A 20,357-nucleotide genomic window follows, 5' to 3' on the forward strand; every position below is an offset into this window, starting at 1 on the left:
TCCTACCTGCATATTTTCGTTATCCACAGGAGTTATCCACAGGCTGCCGTCTCGACCTGGGGACAAGTCGACACGGAAGCGCCACCCAGTCGACAAATCGCCCTACAGCCCCCAACTTCGTCCACAGCTCCACAGGTCACCCCTCGTCCACCCGTTTCCATCGATCAATCCTTTGGAGCGACCCATTTCCACCCGAAAGTGGGCCTGAACAGCGTTTGGATCGGGAATTCTCAACCCGCCGAGACCGATTCGGAATGATCACTTCCGAAGTCCACAGATCTTTCGCACACCCTGTGGATAACTTTTCGGGGGTGTGGATTCCTGTGGACAGAGCAGCCCCCAAGTCCCTTCCCCCGCAAGGGAATCGAGTCAACCAGCCGCCTCTCGCTTGCCTCGTTCCAGGGAGTGAGACGCCTTTTATTGACACGGTACGCAATTCCCCCATAGCGGTACGTAAGGCGCAGTTCGGAATAGCGAGTCGTGGGCTCTCACCAGGCACCGGTAGCCTTGGCCGCGTGATTGACCTTCGCCTGCTCCGTGAGGACCCCGACCGAGTGCGCGCGTCCCAGCGCGCCCGTGGAGAGGACGTCGCGCTCGTCGACGCCCTCCTGTCTGCCGACGAGCGGCGCAGGTCGTCCGGCGTCCGCTTCGACGAGCTGCGTTCCGAGCAGAAGAACCTCGGCAAGCTCATCCCCAAGGCCTCCGGCGACGAGAAGGCCGAGCTCCTGAAGAAGGCGGGCCAGCTGGCCGCCGACGTCAAGGCGGCCGACGCCGAGCAGCACGAGGCCGACGAGGAGACCAAGCGCCTGGCCCTCCAGCTCGGCAACCTCGTCCACCCCGACGTCCCCGTCGGCGGTGAGGAGGACTTCGTCGTCCTCGAGACGCACGGCACCATCCGGGACTTCGGCGCCGAGGGCTTCGAGCCCAAGGACCACCTGGAGCTCGGCGAGTCGCTGGGCGCCATCGACGTCGAGCGCGGCGCCAAGGTGTCCGGCTCGCGCTTCTACTACCTGACGGGTGTCGGCGCGCTCCTGGAGCTCGCCCTCGTCAACGCGGCGATCGCCCAGGCCACCGAGGCCGGCTTCATCCCGATGCTCACCCCCGCACTGGTCCGCCCGCGCGCCATGGAGGGCACCGGCTTCCTCGGCCAGGCCGCGGAGAACGTGTACCACCTGGAGAAGGACGACTACTACCTGGTCGGCACCTCCGAGGTCCCGCTCGCCGCGTACCACATGGACGAGATCCTCGACGCCGACAAGCTGCCGCTGCGCTACGCCGGCTTCTCGCCGTGCTTCCGCCGCGAGGCCGGCACCTACGGCAAGGACACGCGTGGCATCTTCCGCGTGCACCAGTTCGACAAGGTCGAGATGTTCTCGTACGTCGCCCCCGAGGACGCAGAGAACGAGCACCAGCGGCTCCTGGACTGGGAGAAGCAGTGGCTGACCGGCCTGGAGCTGCCCTTCCAGGTCATCGACGTGGCCTCGGGCGACCTCGGTGCGTCGGCGTCCCGCAAGTTCGACTGCGAGGCGTGGATCCCGACCCAGGGCAAGTACCGCGAGCTGACCTCGGCCTCCAACTGCGACAGCTTCCAGGCCCGCCGTCTGTCGGTGCGCCAGCGCGACGGCAAGAAGGTGCAGCCGCTCGCGACGCTCAACGGCACGCTGTGCGCCGTACCGCGCACGATCGTGGCGCTCCTGGAGAACCACCAGCAAGCCGACGGCTCCGTGTACGTGCCGCCCGTGCTGCGTCCGTACCTGGGCGGGCGTGAGGTGCTGGAGCCCGTTGCCAAGTGAGTACGGCCGCTGAGTTTCCGTTCAAGCTGATCGCGACCGACCTCGACGGGACGCTCCTGCGCTCCGACGATTCGGTCTCGCAGCGCACGCGTGCCGCTCTCGCGGCGGCGACCGAGGCCGGTGCGGCGCACATCGTCGTCACCGGCCGCGCCGTGCCGTGGACGCGGCACATCCTCGACGACCTCGGCTACGAGGGGCTCGCGGTCTGCGGGCAGGGCGGGCAGGTGTACCACGCCGGGGAGCACCGGCTGCTGACGTCGGTGACGCTCGACCGGCAGCTGGCGGGGGTTGCGCTGGCCAAGATCGAGGCGGAGGTCGGGCCGCTGTACCTCGCGGCGAGCCGGGACGGTCTCGACGGTGCGGTGCTGGTGGGGCAGGGGTATGCGCTCACCGGGGACCTGCCTGCGACGCCGTTCACGGATGCGGCCGATCTGTGGTCCGCGCCGCTGAACAAGATCTACATACAGCATCCGGAGCTGTCGGACGACGAGCTGGCGGAGGCCTCCCGGCGGGCGGCGGGTGGGTTCGTGACCGTCGCGATGGCCGGTGCGGGGATTGTCGAGCTGCTGCCGTTGGGGTTGTCGAAGGCGACGGGGTTGTCGCTGGCGGCGCGACGGCTTGGGCTGAAGGCCGCGGACACGATTGCCTTCGGCGATATGCCGAATGACGTGCCGATGTTCGGGTGGGCCGCTCGGGGTGTGGCCATGGCCAATGCGCATGAGGAGCTCAAGGCTGTGGCCGACGAGGTGACGTCCTCGAACGACGAGGACGGTATCGCTGTGGTCGTGGAGCGTCTGCTGGGTTGAGGCCGTCGGGGAGCCGCGGGCGCGTTGCGGCTGGTCGCGCAGTTCCCCGCGCCCCTCAGGTGGGTCCACTCGTCCCTGGTTTCACGTCCCGCTCGGTCCCAGCGAGCGCGTCTTGCGGAGGATGCACGAATCGAACGTGCGCGGGGTTTCCCCCGACCGCGGCTTAGCAAGCCGGTGCCTTTCCACTCGGCCAATCCTCCGGGTGGGCGACCCACGCGAGAGCGACATCGCGTGCTCGAAGCGGCCGCCCCGGGCAGCTCCCGTGCGAGCGGGTTCGACGGTGGCGTAACTACACCGCAACCCGCCGCGGACTGCCCTGACGGGAGCTGGACGTACTGTCGTGCATGGACATCGCCCAACTCCTCTCCCAGAACGTGGCGCCGGAGTCACTGTCCGGCGTGGACACAACCATCGTGCCTGTACGCCGAGTTGGACGCCACTGATTAAAACCGGCCGGGTGTTCGCCTACCGCCGCCACCACTTGCGGCGTGCCTTGCTGAAGAACCAGCCCGCGGGCGGCTCGTCGGAACGCCACGGCTGCGGCTCGGGCTTCTCGCCGCGCCAGCGGGCGGCGAGCATACGGGCCCTGGCGGACGGCTCGGAGGACTCCGCCGAGCGTATGAAGTCCTCGTCCAGGACGAGCCCGTCCCAGGTGTCGTCCCCGGATCGTGCCCGCCCGTCGTAGTGCGCGTCCGCCATCCCCGTTCCTCCTCGCAGTGCATCCCCTTGTGCCCACTCTGCCCGGCCAGGGGTGAAGTCCCTGTCAATAAGCCCGGCGTCTACTCCTCGCCCGCCAGCGTCAGCGTCCGCAGCTTCTGTCCCGCGTACCAGGTGGCGAGCACGGTCACCGCGACCAGCAGCACCGTGGCCGTCGTCAGCCCGACGTCCGAGGTGACCAGGTCCCCGCCGGCGACCTTGTGGGCCACGGCCAGCGACCACTGCTGGACGCTGAGCGTGCGCGCCCCGGCGACCAGGGAGCCGAACAGGGCCTCCCAGACAAGGGCGTAGACGAGACCGAAGACCACCGCGTGCCGGGACACCGTGCCGAGCAGCAGGAACAGCGCGGCGTAGGCGATGGAGGAGACCAGCGCGGCCACCGTGTAGGCGACGGCGATCTGCTGGCCGTTGCCGTTGAGGATGAAGCCCGAGATCAGGGTCGGCAGCGCCGAGAACACCATGGTCACGGCGACCGCGACGATCAACTTGGTGAAGATGATCGTCGGCCGTTTGATCGGCTTGGACAGCAGATACACCACCGAGCCGTCGTCGATCTCCGGGCCGATCGCGCCCGTGCCGGCGATGACGCCGATGATCGGCACCATCGTGGCCAGCGCGAGGCCGCCCAGGAGGTCGGCCGTGGTCTGGTCGTCGGCGCCCACCAGAGCCCGCACGATCACGGAGATCAGGATCAGCAGCGCGGGCAGGGCGCCCAGGATGAGGGCCCGGCGCCGGCCGAGCAGGGCCCGGTAGGTGAGTCGGGCGACTGTGGGGTCGTACATCTTGGGCCTCCTACGCCGCGACCAGATACGAGAACACGGACTCGAGGGACTCGTCGGACGGCGAGACCGTGAGCAGCCGGATGCCGTGGTCGCGGGCGACCTTGGGCAGCAGCGCGGTGAAACGGCCGAAGTCGACGGCCTGGATGCGCAACGCGCCCTCGGCCAGGTCGACTTCGATGCCGGACGTCGACGGGTCGGCGATCAGCGCGGCCGCGAGGGCGCGGTCGTCGCTGGAGCGCACCAGGTAGCGGTGCGGCCGGTCGGTCATCAGGCGGCGGATCTTGCGGAAGTCGCCGCTGGCCGCGTGGCGTCCGGCCACCACGACCTCGATGTGCCAGGCGAGTTGCTCGACCTCTTCGAGGATGTGGGAGGAGAACAGCACCGTGCGGCCCTCGTCGCCCATGCGTCGCAGCAGGTCCATGAGCTGCATGCGCTGACGCGGGTCCATGCCGTTGAAGGGTTCGTCGAGGAGGAGCAGCGACGGGTCGTGGACCAGGGCACTGGCCATCTTCACGCGCTGGCGCATGCCCTTGGAGTACGTCTGGATCTTGCGATCCTGCGCGTACTCCATCTCGACCGTGGCCAGCGCCTTCTGGGCGGCCTTGGCTCCCAGACCGTGCAACTCGGCGTTGGCGACGACGAATTCGCGGCCGGTGAGGAAGTCGTACATCGCCTCGCGCTCGGGGACGATGCCGATGTGCTGGTAGATGTTCTCGTTGCGCCACACCTCCTGGCCGTCGAGGGTGACGGTGCCGGTGGAGGGGGCGAGGAAGCCGCCCATCATGTTGATCAGGGTGGACTTTCCGGCGCCGTTGGGGCCGAGGAGGCCGGTGACGCCGGGGCCGATCGTCATGGTGATGTCGTTGACGGCGACCACGTTGCCGAACCAGCGCGAGACGTGGTCGATGTTGAGCGTGGTCACAGTCCGACCTTTCGGTAGCGGCGCAGCAGAAGGCCGTAGCAGGCGGCGATGAGGCCGAGGACGGCCAGGACGTAGACCGCACCCTCGCCGTTCGAAGGGCCTGCCGCGCCGGGGAACGCCGAGCTCGCACCGAGGAACGCGGTCTGCAGTCCGTCGATGAGTGTGACCGGGGAGAACAGCCCGATCCACGGGACGGCGTCCGTGCTGCCCTGGGCGTCGGCGATGGCCTGGAGCGTGGAGACGGCTCCGTAGGAGATGGTCATGACGGCGATCACGGCCGCGATGCCGAAGCCGCGGCGCGGGGTGACCGAGGCGATGACCAGGCCGATGCCGGCGAACAGCAGCGAGAGCAGTGCCACCGAGACGAGTCCCTGCGCGAATCCCTTGGTCTGGTCGGCGAAGTCCAGCTTGGCCAGCAGCGCGCCCACGTAGAGCACGAGGAGTGGTGCGGCGGTGAGGATGAACATCGCCGAGGCCAGCGCCGCGTACTTCGCGCGGACGTAGTCGGCGGTCTCGATCGGCCGCGAGAAGTACAGCGGCACGGTCTTGAAGCGCAGGTCGCGCGAGACGGACTGGGGTGCCTGAGAGGCGATGTAGAGGCTGATGACGGCCTGCATGACGATCGCGTAGCGCGTGTAGTCGACAGGCAGGTCGTTGGCCTTGGTGGCGACCGCGACGGCCACCATGATGGCCGCGGGCACGCACATCACCACGAACAGCAGCATCGGCAGCACCTTGGACTTCACCGACCGGCCGAGGCCGTAGGAGCCGCGCAGGGACTGCGAGTAGAGGGAACGGGTGGCGTAGGAGCGGCCGAGGCGGGGGCCGTCGTAGGCGCGGTAGCCGATGTTGTGGATGCGGGTCTGATCGCCCGCGGGGGCGGTGACCGGGTGCTCAACTGCCATGGCCGACGGCCTCCTTCCGCTGCTCGCTGGTGTCCTGGTCGTCCGTGAAGACCTCGGAGATGTGATGCCGGCGCTGCTCCATGCGGACCAGGCCGAGGCCGAGGTCGGCGACCGCGTCCCGGACGACGTCGTACGTCTCCTCGCCCTGTGCGGTCAGCAGCAGGATGTGGCCGGCGCCCGGCAGGGCGCTGTTCGCGTCGAGGACTTCCACCCCGCGCGCGTGGAGCGCTTCTCGTACCGCGCGGGTTCCGTCGGGGTGCGCGTCGGTGTCGGTGACCTCGATCGCCAGGGTGGTCGTGGTCTGGGTGAAGTCGGTGGTGGAGCTGGAGCGCAGCAGCTTGCCGCCGTCCACGACGACGACGTGGTCGCAGGTGCGTTCCAGTTCGCCCAGCAGGTGCGAGGTGACCAGGACCGAGATGCCGAAGTCGGTGTAGATACGCCGGATCAGGCCCAGCATGTCGTCGCGGCCGACCGGGTCGAGGCCGTTGGTCGGCTCGTCCAGGAAGACCAGCTGCGGGTCGTGGACCAGGGCCTGGGCCAGCTTCACGCGCTGCTTCATGCCGGTGGAGTAGCCGCCGATGGGGCGGTACCGCTCCTCGTACAGCCCGACGTGGCGCAGCGTGTCCGCGGTGCGTTCGCGCGCGGCGGCGGGCGGCAGGCCGGACATGCGCGCCATATGGACGACGAACTCGGTCGCCGAGACGTCGGGCGGCAGACAGTCGTGCTCCGGCATGTACCCCACGCGCTCACGGATGGCGCCGCCTTTGGTGGCGACGTCGAGCCCGAGCACTTCGGCACGGCCCTCCGTGGCGGGGGACAGACCCAGCAGGATCTTGATCAGTGTGGACTTGCCGGCTCCGTTTGCTCCGACGAGTCCGGTCACACCGGGCCCGACGTCGACGGAGAGCCGGTCAAGCGCGGTCACCCGGGGGAACCGCTTGCTCAGGCTTTCGGTCGCGATCACAGTCACGCCATAGACGGTAGTGACGCGGACCACGCCGGTCGTCACACCGCAGAGCTGTCTTCGGGTCAGACTCCAGACGTACGGGCCCGTAGGGGATGCCATGCCTGAGAGCTACGCGGGGGCGTTTTCCACAGGCCGCCACCCGCCTATTGACGCTGCCTCTAACAACTGTCACATTCGGTGATGTCAAGTTACGGACACGTAGCGCAGTCGACGTGGACCTGCGTGGGGCGGAGTGGCATGACGACGGCAGTGAGAGACGAACGTGCCGCTGAACTGCGGGGATTCAGAAACGTCCAGCGGCTGGCGTACGAGTGCGCCGAGGCCGTCGCGGCCCGCCTCGAGCCGGGGGTGACCGAGCGTGAAGCGGCACGGATGCAGCGCGAGTGGCTGCGCGAACGCGGGGTGCGGGACTGGTTCCATCTGCCCTTCGCCTGGTTCGGGGACCGCACGGCGTTCGTGAACTTCCGCGTTCCGCTGCAGTTCTTCCCCACGAACCGCAGGCTGGAGCCGGGCATGCCGTTCATCCTGGACATGGCCCCGGTCCACGAGGGCTTCACGGCGGACATCGGCTACTCGGGCTCGCTGGGCGTCAACCCGGTGCAGGACAAGCTGATGGACGACCTCCGGGCGCACCGCGAGCTGATCCTCGGCGAGGTGCGTGAGCGGCGGTCGCTGCGCGAGATCTACCAGGACGTGGACCGCCTCATGGTCCGCCAGGGCTACGCCAACCGGCACCGCGCGTATCCCTTCGGGGTGATCGCGCACAAGGTGGACCGGGTGCGGGAGCGCCGCTGGTCTCCGAAGGTCTTCGGCTTCGGCACCGAGTCCCTCAAGGGCCTGGCGGCCGACGCGCTGCACGGACATCGCGAGGGCTGGTCGCCGCTGTGGTCGCCGTACCGCTTCTCCGACCATCCGCCGCAGCCGGGCCTGTGGGCGGTCGAACCCCACCTCGGTTTCCGGGGGACGGGCGCGAAGTTCGAGGAGATCCTCGTCGTCACCGACTCCAAGGACCCCGAACAGAGCGCGTTCTGGCTGGACGACGATCTGCCGCACGTGCGGCGCTGGGCGGAGGGGGAGTGAGCGGAGTGACTCTTGAGGGTGCGCGCGAACGCCGGGTGCGGACCGGCGGCGTCGAGCTGTGTGTCGCCGAACTGGGGGACCCGTCGTGGCCGACGGTCGTCCTGGTACACGGCTATCCGGACAGCAAGGAGGTGTGGTCGCAGGTCGCGTCGCGGCTGTCGGACCGCTTCCACGTCGTGCTCTACGACGTCCGGGGCCACGGCCGCTCGTCGGCGCCGCAGCCGCTGCGCGGCGGGTTCACCCTGGAGAAGCTGACGGACGACTTCCTGGCCGTCGTGGACGCGGTCAGCCCGGACCGGCCGGTGCATCTGGTGGGGCACGACTGGGGCTCGGTACAGGGCTGGGAGTTCACCACGGTCCGGCGCACCGAGGGCCGGATCGCCTCCTTCACCTCGATGTCCGGACCGTCCCTGGACCATTTCGGGCACTGGATCAACGGCCGGATCAAGCGCCCCACTCCGCGCCGCGTCGGCCAGCTCCTCAGCCAGGGCGCCAAATCCTGGTACGTGTACGCGCTGCACACGCCCGTGCTGCCCGAACTCGCCTGGCGCGGCCCGCTCGCCAAAGCCTGGCCGCGCCTGCTGGAGCGGGTCGAGCGGGTCCCCGGCGACGGCTACCCGACCTCGTCGCTGCCGTCAGACGCCGCGCACGGGGCGTGGCTGTACCGGGACAACGTCCGTCCCCGCCTGCGCAGGCCACGCCCGGACGCGTACGCCCACGCGCCCGTGCAGCTCATCACGCCGCTCGGTGACGCGTTCCTGTCGGAGCGGCTCAACGACGGGTTGGAGCAGTGGGTCCCGCAGCTGACCCGGCGCACCCTCCGGGCACGGCACTGGGTACCGCGCTCACGGCCCGACCAACTGGCCTCCTGGATCTCGGAGTTCGTGACCTCCGTGGAGGGCGGGCGCCCCGAAGCGGTGACGGTCAGCGGCAAGTACGCCGACCGCTTCGGCGGGCAGCTCGTGCTGGTCACGGGTGCGGGCAGCGGCATCGGGCGGGCGACCGCCTACGCGTTCGCGGAATCCGGCGCACGCGTGATCGCCGTGGACCGGGACGCCGAGAGCGCGACCCGTACCGCCGAGATGTCCCGCCTGATCGGTTCCCCCGAGGCCTGGGCGGAGACCGTCGACGTCTCCGACGAACAGGCCATGGAGAAGCTCGCCGCGAAGGTCGCCGCCGAGTACGGCGTGGTGGACGTCCTGGTGAACAACGCCGGAATCGGTCTGGGCGGCTCCTTCTTCGACACCAGCCCCGAGGACTGGAAGAAGGTCCTCGACGTCAACCTGTGGGGCGTCATCCACGGTTGCCGGCTGTTCGGCAGACAGATGGCCGAGCGCGGACAGGGCGGCCACATCGTCAACACCGCGTCGGCGGCGGCCTATCAGCCCTCCAAGGCGCTGCCCGCTTACAGCACCTCCAAGGCGGCGGTGCTGATGCTCAGCGAGTGCCTGCGCGCGGAGCTGGCCGGTCAGGGGATCGGGGTGAGCGCGATCTGCCCCGGCTTCGTCAACACCAACATCACCTCGACCGCGCGCTTCGCCGGTGTGGACGCCGACGAGGAGAAGCGGCGCCAGAAGCGGTCCGCGCGACTGTACGGGCTGCGGAACTACCCACCGGAGAAGGTCGCCGACGCCATCCTGCGGGCGGTCGTGCGCAACGAGGCGGTGGTGCCGGTGACACCCGAGGCCCGCGGCGCGCGTCTGCTGTCCCGGGTCGCACCGCGCGCGCTGCGGGCGATCGCACGGCTGGAGCCACCGCTGTGAGGCCCCTGAGCCGGGTCTCCGGCGTGGCGTCGTCCTTCGGACCTCTGTTCCGCCGGGCGGCATGAACGGCGTCCAGAGGGTGATCGTGTGAGTGACGTACCGGCGCTTCGGATCGAGGACCTCGCGCAGCTCAGCGGCGCCACCGTCCGCACCATCCGTGCCTACCAGGACCGCGGCCTGCTCCCCCGCCCCGAGCGCCGCGGCCGCGCCAACCTCTACTCCGACGCCCACCTCGTCCGCCTGCGCCAGATCGCCGACCTCCTCGACCGCGGCTACACCCTGGCCTCCATCAAGGAGCTCCTGGAGGCCTGGGACGCCGGCCGCGGCCTCGGCGGAGTGCTCGGACTGGTCGCCGAGGTCGACGGACCGTGGAGCGACGAGGCGGCTGACCGGATCTCGCGCGCCGAGCTGGAGGAGCGGTTCGGCGGCACTCCCGACGACGCGGCCATCGCCGACGCCGTGGAGCTCGGTGTGCTGGAGCCGGTGCCCGGGGACGAGGACTGCTTCCTCGTGCCGAGCCCCCAAGAGCTGGCCGTGGCCGTCGAGTTGCAAGCGGCCGGAGTGCCGCTGTCGGCCATCTCCGGTCATCTACGGGAGTTGAGGGGTCAGGTCGAGCACATCGCCGCCCGTTTCCTGGAGTTCACCACCGAGCACGTCTTCGCGCGCTATCTCGACGGGCCCCACCGTCCGACCGACGCCGACGCGGCCGAAGCGGCCTCTCTCGTACGTCGGCTGCGGCCGCTCGCCCAGCAGACGGTGGACGCGGAACTCGCCCGTGCGATGCGCCTGTTGGCGGTACGGCATCTGCGACAGCACCTGGGCACGGGCGTGGGAACACCGCAGCGGTCCTCGTCACGCTCCGTGTCTCTTCCCGAGGAGACAATACGGGCGGTGGAGGGGCTGGTTGGCGCGGAGGATGTGGCGGAGTTCATCGCGCTGGCGGCTGAACGGGAGGTGCGCGCAAGGAGGTTGGACGCGCTCACGTCAAAACGACTGCCCCCAGCCAATCTTGACGAACAGGTCTGACATGACGGTGAGTTGTCCACAGAAACGCCAAGTAGCCTGTGGATAACTACACTTGGTTGTGGACCAAACCTCCGCACCAAAACAAAATGCGTGATGCGCGTCTCTCCCGTCATGCTGAGCGGATGGACGAAAGACGCACCGTGAAGGTGTCGAAGTACCTCTCGAAACACCTGCGCCATCAACCCGAGCGCATCGGCCTCGTCCTCGACGAGGCCGGCTGGGTCGAGATCGACGTACTGATCACCGCTGCCGCCGCGCACGGCTTCCGGTTCACCCGCGAGGAACTGGCCCATGTGGTCGCCGCCAACGACAAGAAGCGCTTCGCGATCGAAGGCGCCCGGATCCGCGCCAGCCAGGGCCACAGCATCGAGGTGGACCTCGGACTGGCCCCGGCGACCCCACCGCCGTACCTCTACCACGGCACTGTGGACCGCTACCTGGACGCGATCCGTGCCGAGGGCCTGCGGCCCATGAACCGGCACGACGTGCATCTCTCACCCGACCGCGAGACGGCGACCCGGGTCGGCGCCCGCCGCGGCCGACCCGTCGTGCTCTCCGTGGACACGGGCGCGATGCATCGCGACGGCCACGTCTTCCACGTCAGCTCGAACGGGGTGTGGCTGACGAAGGCGGTGCCGCCGGAGTACCTGAGGTTTCCCGCGCCCCACTGACCGGCCTCCGGCATGATCAGTGGTATGGACCACCGCGGAACCCATCTCCCCACCACCGAGGCCGCCGTCGCCGCCCTGCGCGCCCTCGCCGACGAGTACGCGCTCGAGATCGAGGTGACCCACGACATCGGCGCCGACCAGACCTCGCGCCGCAGCGCCGCGGGCGTCGGCGTCACCACCGACCCGAACGGCTCCCTGCCTCACGAGGCGTATGTCGAGCTCGGTGGCCGGCCCCGGGTGGATGTACGGCTGTTCCCGGACGACGACGCCCTGATCACCGTCGACGGCGTCGAATGCCCCGACATCGCCCGCGACGACGTGCCCGCCTTCCTCCGCGCCCTCTACGACGGCCACGCCTGGGTCAAGGTGCGCCGCTTCCCGCCGGGCAACTATCTGATGGTCCCGCTGCCGGGCGACCGCGTGCACAAGGAGTTCATCCTGGTCGGGCTCAGCCCATGGCTCAGCGGCCGAGGGGGATGACGGGGCGATGACTGTCAGTCACTGTTTCACGTGAAACGGGCGGGTCCGCATACGCTCGAATCATGAGTCTGCTTCTGAGCACCGTGATCCTCCCGTACCGCCGCTGGCACGAGGGGAGTCGTGAGGCATGGCAGCGCGCGGAGCAGCTCGGCTTCCACACCGCGTACACCTACGACCACCTGTCCTGGCGCAGTTTCCGGGACGGCCCGTGGTTCGGTGCCGTGCCGACGCTGACCGCCGCGGCGGCCGTCACCGACCATCTGCGGCTGGGCACCCTGGTGACCTCGCCGAACTTCCGGCACCCGGTCACTCTCGCCAAGGAACTGATCTCCCTCGACGACGTCTCCGGCGGTCGGGTCACCCTTGGCATCGGCGCGGGTGGCACCGGCTTCGACGCCACGGCCCTCGGCCAGGAGCCGTGGACGCCGCGGGAGCGTGCCGACCGGCTCGCGGAGTTCGTCCCGCTGCTGGACCGGCTGCTGACCGAGGACTCGGTGTCGTACGAGGGCGACTTCTACTCGGCGCACGAGGCACGGAACATCCCGGGCTGTGTGCAGCGGCCCCGGCTGCCCTTCGCGGTGGCGGCCACCGGTCCGCGTGGGCTGCGGCTTACCGCCCGCCACGGGCAGGCGTGGGTAACCACCGGCGACCCGAAGCTGTACGAGAACGGCACTCCTGAACAGTCGATTCAAGCCATTCGCGGACAGGTCGAGAAGCTCGCCGACGCATGTGCGGAGATCGGCCGTGACGTGACCGGACTCGACAAGATCCTGCTCACCGGATTCACCCCGGACCGCGCCCGGCCGCTGGAGTCGCTCGACGCGTTCGTCGACTTCGCCGGACGACACCGGGAGTTGGGCTTCACGGAGATCGTCGTCCACTGGCCGATCGCCGACTCGGACTTCGCCGCGGACGAGAAGGTCTTCGAGCAGATCGCCATGGAGGCACCGGCACAGCTGGGCCGAGGCGACGGAGCGTGATCGTGCCGGTGGGGGCGGTAACTACTCACATGTGCGGGCTCTCGCACGACCGTGCGGGCATATGCAGGAGAATGAGCGGGTGACCTCAGCGACTCGACAGCCCGAGACCCCGGCCTCCACCGTCCCGCCGCGCCTGATAGCCACCGACCTCGACGGCACCCTGCTGCGCGACGACAAGTCCGTCTCCCCGCGCACGGTCGCGGCCCTCGCCGCCGCCGAGGAGGCGGGCATCGAGGTCTTCTTCGTCACCGGCCGCCCCGCCCGCTGGATGGACGTCGTCAGCGACCACGTCCACGGGCACGGCCTGGCGATCTGCGGCAACGGCGCCGCGGTGGTCGACCTGCACGGCGGCCCCGGCGCCCACCGCTTCGTGAAGGTGCGGGAGCTGGCGCGGGACAACGCGCTGGACGCCGTACGGCTGCTGCGGGACGCGGCACCGGGCACGGTGTACGCGGTGGAACAGACGTACGGCTTCCATCAGGAGCCGGACTATCCGAAGCTGCACATGGAGATCCCCGACGAACTCCAGACGGCCGAGAAGCTGCTCGCGCCGGACGGTCCCGGGGCCGACGAGCCGGTCCTCAAGATCCTCGCCTTCCACCCCACGATCGACCCGGACGCCTTCCTCACCCTCGCCCGTCTCGCGATCGGCGAGCGCGCCAACGTCACCCGCTCCAGCCCCAGCGCCCTGCTGGAGATCAGCGGCCCCGGCGTCTCCAAGGCCAGCACGCTCGCCCTGTGCTGCGCCGAACGCGGTATCTCCCACGAGGAGGTCGTCGCGTTCGGGGACATGCCGAACGACGTGGAGATGCTGACCTGGGCAGGACAGTCGTACGCGATGGGCAACGCCCACCCCGACGTGATCGCCGCGGCCTCGGGGCGGACGGTGGCCAACAACGAGGACGGGGTGGCGGTCGTGATCGAACAGTTGCTGGCACGGCGCTAACCGAGGGGGACGCCGCGTGCCGCCAGCCACGGCACCGGGTCCACCGCCGAGCCCAGCTCCGGTGTGACCCGGACCTCGAAGTGCAGGTGGGGTCCGGTGGAGTTGCCGCTGGTGCCCGACTGGCCGATCCACTGCCCCGGCACCACCTGCTCCCCCTGGTCGACGGTGACGGCGGCGAGATGGGCGTACTGCGTGTAGTAGCCGCCCGCCTGCTCGATCACGATCTCGATGCCGAACGAGCCCCCGCACGACACCTTCACCACCCGGCCCGCACCGACCGACCGCACCGGCGTGCCGATCGGCACCGCGAAATCCTGCCCGGTGTGCCGGTTCGCCCACCGCGAGCCGCCGCTGCCGAAGCCCGCGGACAGTCCGTACGTCTCCACCGGCCCTACCCAGCCGCCCACGACCTGCGTCGGAGGCTGGTCCAGCCGGACGGCACCCCGGCAGGCACCCGCGGCGACCGACGCGTCCGCCTGGCCCTGCAACTGGCGGCGCGCTTCTTCGAGCTTCTGCTCGATGTCCGTCTTCAGACCGGCGAGTTCCCCCTTCCGCTTCTCCAGCGACTGCCACGCCGCCGCGGCCTTGGCCTCGTCCTTCACGAGCCGCGCCTCGGCACGCCGGCTCTTGTCGATGGAGTTGTTCACGGCCAGATTCGTCTGGGAGAAGACCTGCTGACCACGCATCAGCTCCTCCGGACTGCCGGCGAGGATGATCTGCGCGGTGAGCGGAAGGCCACCGCCGTCGCGGTACTGGCTGCGGGCGATCCGGCCCAGGTCCTCGTGCATGACGGCGATCTCCCGCCGCTCCCGGCCCAGCAGCGCCTCGAACCGCTGCGCCTGGGCGCGCTGCGCCTCCGCCTCCTGCCGCCCCTTCTCGTACTGCTGTGTCGCCACGGCCGCGTCTTCGTACAGCCGAGCCACCTGGGCACTGATCCCGGGGTCAGCGCCGTCGCGCCTCTTCTCCGCCGCGTCGGTGGGGCGGGCCGCGAGCACGGCGAGCGCGCACAGGACGGTCGGGACGAGCAGGGGATGGCGCCAGGGCAGTCGCATGTCAGCGATCGTGGCCCGAGCGCGGGACAGTGGCATGTCAGGTCGTACAGCCGGGGGAATCACCACCCCGTTCGGCGCAGTCGTACGACCGAACAGGCATCCGTGGAATCGTGGTTGACGGTCCGTCACGGGGGAGGTGGCTCAGGGGGCCACTCTTCACTCGAGCGGTACCTCCCACACCACCGTCGTGCCGCCGCCGTCCTTCCCGATGCCCGGCCCGTGCCGGCTGTCGCCGCCCAACGACTCGGCGCGCCTCTTGAGGTTCTTCAGGCCGCTGCGCCGGCCGCCCTCGGGGACGCCGACACCGTCGTCCGCGACGGTCAGGCGTACGCCCTTCCGTCCGCCCGGCAGAGTCGCGGTCGCGTCGACGACGACGTCGATATGAGCGGCCCCGGCGTGCCGGAAGGCGTTGGACAGGACCTCGCGCAGGGCCGCGATGAGGTTCTTGCCGATCAGGTCGCCGACGAGGGCGTCGACCGGGCCGACGAAGCGGTGGGAGGGCTTGAAGCCGAGCGGCACGGCGGCGGTGTTGATCTCCCGCAGCACGCGTGTGCGCAGCCCCGCGGGCATCTCGGCGGGCCCCTGTTGCAGCGCGAAGATCGCGGTGCGGATCTCCTGGATGGTGACGTCGAGTGCGTCGACGGCCTTGCCGACGCCCTCTCGCACATCGGGCACGACCGACCCGCGCTGCGCGCTCTCCAGCATCATGCCGGTGGCGAACAGCCGCTGGATGACGAGGTCGTGCAGGTCACGGGCGATACGGTCGCGGTCCTCGTAGACCGCGAGCCGTTCCCGGTCGCGCTGCGCGTCGGCCATCATCAGCGCGAGGGCGGCCTGCGAGGCGAACTGGATCGCGAGGGTGCGTTCCGTCTCCGTGAACGGCCGCTCCCCCCGCGCGCGTGGTGTGACGAGAGCGCCCAGGACACGGCCGTCGCTGAGCAGGGGCAGCATCATGGTCGGCCCGTAGCCGCGCGCGAGCGTGGTGATCAGGCGCGGGTCGGCGGCCGCGTCGTCCATGAACACGGCCTGTCCGTCGAGGAGTTCGGCTACGACCCTGCTCTCCGGCGGGACGACCGTGCCCAGGATGTTCGACGGCTGGTCCGCGGCCACCGCGGCGACCTCCAGGCCGCCCTCGTTGGCGGGCAGCAGCACGATCCCCGCTGTCGCCCCCGACAGCCGTCGGGTCTGCTCCGCGACGACCTGCATGGCGTCGTCGACGTCCCCGCCCGACAGCAGGGCGGTGGTGACGGCGACCGACCCGTCGATCCACCGCTCTCGCTGCTTGGCCGCCTCGTACAACCGGGCGTTGCCGATGGCGATGCCGGCCTCCGTGGCGAGCACCCGGACCATGTCGAGGTCGTAGTCGTTGAACGGCTCGTCGCCTCGCTTCTCCGTCAGATACAGATTCCCGAAGATCTCGCCCTGGACCCGGATCGGGAGGCCGAGGAAGCTGCGCATCGAGGGGTGGTGCTCGGGGAAGCCGCAGGAGCGCGGATCTCGGGCGAGGTCCGCGAGCCGGACCGGCTCCGGGGCGCGGACGATCGCGCCGAGCAGCCCCCGCTGCCCGTCCGGCAGCCGCCCGATACGCCGGGCGGTCACCTCGTCCACGCCGTGGAAGACGAAGTCGGCCAGCCCCCGGCCGTCCTCGTCGACGACGCCGATGGCCGCGTACCGGGCCTCCGTCAGCGCGGCCGCGGTCTCGCAGATCCGATCCAGCGTGGAGTGCAGTTCAAGGCCGCTGCCGACGGACCGCATCGCCTCCAGCAACTGCGGCACCCGCGCGGCCAGCTCGGTCGAGAGAGTCGGGGGCAGGGGACCGGGGGACGGGGCGTCGGACATGAACCGAGCGTAATTAGTACCCTTTGATACAGAAAGTCGAGATTCTGGGCGGCGGCTCAGGCGGTGAGCGCCAGCACCTCCGACTCCGCCTCCCGCTCCACCATCCCCCGCAGCGGCCCCGCCACGGCGGCCAGCTCCGCGTACGAACCCCGCTGCACCACACGTCCCTCGTCCAGCACGATCACCTCGTCCACCCCTTCCAGCCCGGCCAGCCGATGGGTGATGAGCAGCGTCGTACGCCCCTCGGTGGCGGCCAGGAGGTCGGCGGTGAGCGCGTCGGCGGTGGGCAGGTCGAGATGTTCGGCGGGCTCGTCCAGCACGAGGACGGGGAAGTCGGCCAGCAGCGCACGGGCCAGTGCCAGCCGCTGCCGCTGCCCCCCGGACAGCCTCGCCCCGTGCTCGCCGACCAGCGTGTCCAGCCCGTCGGGCAGCTCGTCGGCCCACTCCAGCAGCCGGGCCCGCCCCAGGGCGTCGCGCAGATCGTCCTCGGTGGCGTCCTTCTTGGCGAGCAGCAGGTTCTCGCGCAGTGAACTGTCGAAGAGGTGCGCGTCCTGGGCACACAGCCCCACGAACCGCCGTACGTCGTCGCCGTCCAGCGCATACGCGTCCACGCCGCCCAGCGTGTACGAGCCGGCCTCCGCGTCCAGGAACCGCAGCAGCACCTGCGCGAGCGTCGTCTTGCCGGACCCGGACGGCCCTACGACGGCGATCCGGCGGCCTTTCGTGAGGATCAGGTCCAGCCCGGCGAGGGCGTCCCGCTCCTGCCCGGCGTAACGGGCCGACAGACCCCGCACGACAACCGGGAACGGCGACGCGGGTGCCTCCCGCGGCTGCTCCGGCTCCCGTACCGGCTCCGGGGCGTCCAGCACCTCGTACACGCGCTCCGCGCTCTTGCGGACCCGCTGGCGGTACTGCACGGCGAGCGGCAGCCCGAGGACAGCCTCGAAGGCTGCCAGCGGGGTGAGTACGACGACGGCCATGGTGACGCCGCTCAGCCGTCCGCCGGCGACTCCCTGGGCGCCCACGAGGGCGGTGGCCGCGACGGTCAGGCCGGAGACCAGCGCGGTGAGCCCGTCGCCCAACGCGGTGGCGGTGGCGGCGCGCGAGGCGATCCGGGCGAGCACCCCGTCGGCCTGCCGTGCTTCGGCGGTACGCGCGGGCAGGGCGCCGGCGACGGCCAGTTCGGCGGTCCCGGTGAGCAGGTCGGTCACGCGCGTCGCCAGCACTCCGCGTGCCGGGGCCAGCCGCCGCTCCGCCCGACGGGCCACCGCACCGGTGACCGACGGCACCCCGACACCGGCCGCCAGCAGCCCGACGGCGAGCACGGCACCGGCCTCGGGCAGCAGCCAGGCGGTGAAGCCCACGGACACGGCGGACACCATGAGAGCCGCACCGGCGGGCAACAGCCAGCGCAGCCAGTAGTCCTGCAGGGCGTCGACATCGGCGACGAGGCGCGACAGCAGATCACCGCGGCGGGTCCGGCGCAGTCCGGCGGGCGCCAGCCGCTCAAGGCGCCGGTACACGGCGACCCGGGTGTCGGCGAGCATCCGCAGCACGGCGTCGTGCGACACGAGCCGCTCCGCGTACCGGAAGACGGCCCGCCCGATCCCGAAGGCCCGCGTCGCGGTCACGGCCACCATCAGATACAGCACCGGCGGCTGCTGCGAGGCCCGCGAGATGAGCCAGCCGGAGGTGGCCATGAGCCCGACGGCACTGCCAAGAGCGAGGCTCCCGAGCAGCAGGGCGAGCGCGAGGCTCCCGCGCCGGGGGGCGGCCATGGCACGGACCCGGGCGAGGACGCCACGGGTGAGCGCGGCCGCTTCCGGATCGCCGGGCGCCGCCTCGTCGGCGGACGCCCCATCGGTGTCGGCGGGCCGCTCTTCGCTCGCACGAGCCGCGGGCGCCTTCGCCACGGCCTCAGTACGACTGGGAGCGGCAGCCTCATCCAGCCGCACCACACGATCCGCCACGCCCAGAAGTGCCGGCCGATGGACGACGAGCAGCACCGTCCGTCCCACCGCCAGCCGCCGTACCGCCGCCACGACCTCCGCCTCGGTGGCCCCGTCGAGCGCCGCCGTCGGCTCGTCGAGCAGCAGCACAGGCCGGTCCGCGAGGAACGCCCGCGCCAATGCGAGCCGTTGCCGTTGACCGGCGGACAGCCCTGCCCCGTCCTCCCCGAGCACGGTGTCGGCGCCGTGCGGCAGCACGTCGACGAACTCCAGCGCGCCCGCGTCGGCGAGCGCCTGCCGCACGGCCGTGTCGTACGCGTCGGGGCGTGCCAGCCGTACGTTCTCGGCGATCGTCCCGGCGAAGAGGTGGGGACGCTGCGGCACCCACGCGATCTGCGACCGCCAATCCTCCAGATCGGCCTCGGTGAGATCGACTCCCCCGACCAACGCCCGGCCTTCTGCGGGCGCCACGAACCCCAACAGCACGTTCAGCAGCGTCGACTTGCCCGCGCCGCTCGGACCGACGAGCGCGACGGTCTCCCCGGGCTCGACGGTGAAGGACACCTCGGAGACGACGTCTCCGGACCGGCCGGGATAGCGGGCGGTGACCTTGTCGAAGGACAGCGCACCGGCCGACACGGCACGGGTGCCCGACGCCGGCACCGGCGTCTCCAGCACCTCGAAGATCTCCTCGGCCGCGGCCAGCCCCTCCGCCGCCGCGTGGTACTGCGCCCCCACCTGCCGCAGCGGCACGTACGCCTCGGGCGCCAGCACCAGGATGACCAGGCCGATGTACAGGTCCATCTCGCCGTGCACGAGCCGCATGCCGATCGTCACGGCGACCAGCGCCACCGACAGTGTCGAGAGCAGTTCCAGAGCGAAGGAGGAGATGAATGCGATCCGCAGCGTCCGCATGGTCGCCCGCCGGTACTCGCCGGTGATACGCCGGATCGAGTCGGCCTGAGCCTTGGCCCGTCCGAACACCTTCAGGGTCGGCAGCCCGGCGACGACATCCAGGAAGTGCCCGGACAGCCGGGACAGCAGCTGCCACTGATGGTCCATCCGGGACTGTGTGGCCCAGCCGATCAGCACCATGAAGATCGGGATGAGGGGGAGGGTGCCGACGATGATGGCTGCCGAGACCCAGTCCTCGGTGACGACCCGCGCCAGCACCGCCACTGGCACGACCACCGCAAGGCCCAACTGCGGCAGATAGCGCGAGAAGTAGTCGTCGAGGGCATCGACTCCTCGTGTGGCGAGCGCGACCAGCGACCCTGTCCGCTGCCCGCTCAGCCATCCCGGCCCGAGCGCCGCGGCCCTTTCCAGCAGTCGCCCTCGCAGCTCGGACTTGACCGCCGCACTCGCCCGGTGCGCGGCGAGTTCGGTGAGCCAGGAGACCAGCGCCCGTCCACCGGCGACCGCCACCAACAACAGCAGGGGAGTGCGGAGTTCACCCACCGACAGACCGTGCTGGAAGGCGCCGACCACCACCTCGGCGATGAGCATCGCCTGGGCGATGACCAGCGCCGCCCCGACGGCACCCAGGCCCACGACCGCCACCATGAAGAGGCGGGTGGCGCGGGCGTATCGCAGAAGACGCGGATCGATCGGTTTCACGTGAAACACACCCTCTTCTCAGCGGGGAACGGTGGGGCATGTTTCACGTGAAACATGCCCCG

17 protein-coding genes and 1 tRNA gene are annotated in these 20,357 nt (G+C 70.4%); 9 read left to right on the forward strand and 9 right to left on the reverse strand.

The window, feature by feature from the left end; translation table 11 throughout:
* The first annotated feature begins 515 nt into the window (after positions 1-515).
* Both serS and TN53_RS01555 read left to right on the forward strand, forming a co-directional pair.
* Positions 516-1,793: a serine--tRNA ligase gene (serS, locus tag TN53_RS01550; protein WP_046256448.1), complete on the forward strand. Its 1,278-nt coding sequence runs from the start codon at positions 516-518 to the stop codon at positions 1,791-1,793.
* Positions 1,790-2,599 carry an HAD family hydrolase gene (locus TN53_RS01555; RefSeq protein WP_046256449.1) on the forward strand — a complete coding sequence of 270 codons (810 nt, stop codon included), beginning with the start codon at positions 1,790-1,792 and terminating at the stop codon, positions 2,597-2,599. The genes serS and TN53_RS01555 overlap by 4 nt, the downstream gene beginning before the upstream one ends.
* Before the next feature lie 115 nt (positions 2,600-2,714).
* Here the strand turns inward: TN53_RS01555 and TN53_RS01560 are convergent.
* From TN53_RS01560 to TN53_RS01585, 6 genes are all read right to left on the reverse strand, one after another.
* Positions 2,715-2,799 (reverse strand) — tRNA-Ser (locus TN53_RS01560).
* A 265-nt stretch (positions 2,800-3,064) separates the two neighbouring features.
* Positions 3,065-3,298, reverse strand: a complete 234-nt coding sequence (locus TN53_RS01565; protein WP_046256450.1) for a hypothetical protein — start codon at positions 3,296-3,298, stop codon at positions 3,065-3,067.
* 80 nt (positions 3,299-3,378) lie between these two features.
* The gene (locus TN53_RS01570) at positions 3,379-4,098 is read right to left on the reverse strand and encodes an ABC transporter permease (protein ID WP_046256451.1); all 720 of its coding nucleotides are present in this window, start codon (positions 4,096-4,098) and stop codon (positions 3,379-3,381) included.
* Between the two features lie 10 nt (positions 4,099-4,108).
* Positions 4,109-5,020 (reverse strand): ABC transporter ATP-binding protein, encoded by a 912-nt coding sequence (locus TN53_RS01575; RefSeq protein ID WP_046256452.1) that lies wholly within the window; start codon positions 5,018-5,020, stop codon positions 4,109-4,111.
* Positions 5,017-5,925, reverse strand: coding sequence for a membrane protein (locus TN53_RS01580; protein WP_046256453.1), 909 nt, complete (start codon positions 5,923-5,925; stop codon positions 5,017-5,019). Before TN53_RS01580 ends, TN53_RS01575 begins: the two co-directional genes overlap by 4 nt.
* On the reverse strand, positions 5,915-6,889 hold the full coding sequence (locus TN53_RS01585) for an ABC transporter ATP-binding protein (protein WP_046256587.1): 975 nt from the start codon (positions 6,887-6,889) through the stop codon (positions 5,915-5,917). The genes TN53_RS01580 and TN53_RS01585 overlap by 11 nt, the downstream gene beginning before the upstream one ends.
* 240 nt (positions 6,890-7,129) lie before the next feature.
* On the opposite strand from TN53_RS01585, the gene TN53_RS01590 reads away from it, so the two are divergent.
* From TN53_RS01590 to TN53_RS01620, 7 genes are all read left to right on the forward strand, one after another.
* Positions 7,130-7,972, forward strand: coding sequence for a M24 family metallopeptidase (locus tag TN53_RS01590; protein ID WP_046256454.1), 843 nt, complete (start codon positions 7,130-7,132; stop codon positions 7,970-7,972).
* Positions 7,973-7,977: 5 nt separating this feature from the next.
* Positions 7,978-9,735 carry an SDR family oxidoreductase gene (locus TN53_RS01595; protein ID WP_046256455.1) on the forward strand — a complete coding sequence of 586 codons (1,758 nt, stop codon included), beginning with the start codon at positions 7,978-7,980 and terminating at the stop codon, positions 9,733-9,735.
* Between the two features lie 87 nt (positions 9,736-9,822).
* Positions 9,823-10,761 (forward strand): MerR family transcriptional regulator, encoded by a 939-nt coding sequence (locus tag TN53_RS01600; protein WP_046256456.1) that lies wholly within the window; start codon positions 9,823-9,825, stop codon positions 10,759-10,761.
* Positions 10,762-10,883: 122 nt separating this feature from the next.
* On the forward strand, positions 10,884-11,432 hold the full coding sequence (locus TN53_RS01605) for an RNA 2'-phosphotransferase (protein WP_095046235.1): 549 nt from the start codon (positions 10,884-10,886) through the stop codon (positions 11,430-11,432).
* A 12-nt stretch (positions 11,433-11,444) separates the two neighbouring features.
* A complete protein-coding gene (locus TN53_RS01610) occupies positions 11,445-11,912 on the forward strand; it encodes a hypothetical protein (protein WP_420719075.1) in 468 nt (155 codons plus the stop codon).
* Between the two features lie 62 nt (positions 11,913-11,974).
* Positions 11,975-12,892: an LLM class flavin-dependent oxidoreductase gene (locus tag TN53_RS01615; RefSeq protein WP_046256459.1), complete on the forward strand. Its 918-nt coding sequence runs from the start codon at positions 11,975-11,977 to the stop codon at positions 12,890-12,892.
* 79 nt (positions 12,893-12,971) lie between these two features.
* Entirely contained in the window at positions 12,972-13,838 is an 867-nt protein-coding gene (locus TN53_RS01620; RefSeq protein ID WP_046256460.1) for a Cof-type HAD-IIB family hydrolase, read from the forward strand.
* Here TN53_RS01620 and TN53_RS01625 read toward each other — a convergent pair.
* The 3 genes from TN53_RS01625 to cydD form a co-directional block, all read right to left on the reverse strand.
* Positions 13,835-14,890 carry a M23 family metallopeptidase gene (locus TN53_RS01625; protein WP_046256461.1) on the reverse strand — a complete coding sequence of 352 codons (1,056 nt, stop codon included), beginning with the start codon at positions 14,888-14,890 and terminating at the stop codon, positions 13,835-13,837. The two genes, TN53_RS01620 and TN53_RS01625, sit on opposite strands and share 4 nt — an antisense overlap.
* A 156-nt stretch (positions 14,891-15,046) precedes the next feature.
* Complete coding sequence (locus tag TN53_RS01630) at positions 15,047-16,729, reverse strand: GAF domain-containing sensor histidine kinase (RefSeq protein ID WP_046256462.1); 1,683 nt, start codon at positions 16,727-16,729, stop codon at positions 15,047-15,049.
* A 56-nt stretch (positions 16,730-16,785) separates the two neighbouring features.
* Positions 16,786-20,295, reverse strand: coding sequence for a thiol reductant ABC exporter subunit CydD (gene cydD / locus TN53_RS01635; protein ID WP_046256588.1), 3,510 nt, complete (start codon positions 20,293-20,295; stop codon positions 16,786-16,788).
* Between the last annotated feature and the right edge of the window lie 62 nt (positions 20,296-20,357).

Origin of the sequence: Streptomyces sp. WM6386 (assembly GCF_000972385.1) — a bacterium.
Taxonomy (GTDB): Bacteria; Actinomycetota; Actinomycetes; order Streptomycetales; family Streptomycetaceae; genus Streptomyces.

Excerpts from the sequence above, each read along its gene's own strand:
- TN53_RS01630 (WP_046256462.1), bottom strand. The coding sequence starts at position 16,729 with ATGTCCGACGCCCCGTCCCCCGGTCCCCTGCCCCCGACTCTCTCGACC.
- TN53_RS01625 (WP_046256461.1), bottom strand. The coding sequence starts at position 14,890 with ATGCGACTGCCCTGGCGCCATCCCCTGCTCGTCCCGACCGTCCTGTGC.
- TN53_RS01565 (WP_046256450.1), bottom strand. The coding sequence starts at position 3,298 with ATGGCGGACGCGCACTACGACGGGCGGGCACGATCCGGGGACGACACC.
- TN53_RS01570 (WP_046256451.1), bottom strand. The coding sequence starts at position 4,098 with ATGTACGACCCCACAGTCGCCCGACTCACCTACCGGGCCCTGCTCGGC.
- TN53_RS01580 (WP_046256453.1), bottom strand. The coding sequence starts at position 5,925 with ATGGCAGTTGAGCACCCGGTCACCGCCCCCGCGGGCGATCAGACCCGC.
- TN53_RS01610 (WP_420719075.1), top strand. The coding sequence starts at position 11,445 with ATGATCAGTGGTATGGACCACCGCGGAACCCATCTCCCCACCACCGAG.
- TN53_RS01590 (WP_046256454.1), top strand. The coding sequence starts at position 7,130 with ATGACGACGGCAGTGAGAGACGAACGTGCCGCTGAACTGCGGGGATTC.
- TN53_RS01615 (WP_046256459.1), top strand. The coding sequence starts at position 11,975 with ATGAGTCTGCTTCTGAGCACCGTGATCCTCCCGTACCGCCGCTGGCAC.
- TN53_RS01605 (WP_095046235.1), top strand. The coding sequence starts at position 10,884 with ATGGACGAAAGACGCACCGTGAAGGTGTCGAAGTACCTCTCGAAACAC.